Raw genomic sequence first — 565 nt, 5'->3', positions numbered from 1 at the left:
CGCTGACTTCTCGGTTGCTGTCACCGTATCGCCATCGACATCGCTGTAGCTGAAGCTGAGCGTTTGGTTGTTGTCTTCATCGGTGGTGAGCGTCGACGCTAACGTGATGCTCGGCTCATCGTTCACACTTGAGACCGTCACAGTGATGGTTTTGTCCACCGTGAAGCCGCTACCATCGGTCAAGGTAATGGTGAAGCTGTCACTACCGTTGTAGTTGGCTGTTGGCGTGTAAACGATGTCCGTGCCGTTGATGACTATCGCACCATGGCTTGGCGCTGACTTCTCGGTGGCCGTGACCGTATCGCCATCCACATCGCTAAAGTTGAAGCTCAACGTTTGGTTGTCGTCTTCGTCTGTAGTCAAGGTCGAGGCGATCGTAATGCTCGGCTCGTCATTGACGCTAGAAACAGTGACGTTGATGGTTTTGTCCACCGTGTAGCCGCTGCCATCGGTCAAAGTAATGGTGAAGCTGTCGTTACCGTTGTAGTTGGCGGTTGGCGTGTAGACGATGTCCGTGCCGTTGATGACTATCGCACCATGGCTTGGCGCGGATTTCTCCGTTGCA

The 565-nt window shown here is 53.8% G+C and carries 1 protein-coding gene; it reads right to left on the bottom strand.

Annotated elements, in window-relative coordinates; genetic code table 11:
* Positions 1 to 565 (bottom strand): tandem-95 repeat protein (locus TZ48_RS19750; protein WP_162674672.1); only part of this gene is annotated, 565 nt, incomplete at both ends.

This window comes from Vibrio variabilis (genome assembly GCF_003263785.1).
In the GTDB taxonomy this organism is placed as follows: Bacteria; Pseudomonadota; Gammaproteobacteria; order Enterobacterales; family Vibrionaceae; genus Vibrio; species Vibrio variabilis.
The sequence above is the reverse complement of the archived record's forward strand: the minus strand, read 5'-3'. Positions and strand labels throughout refer to the sequence as shown.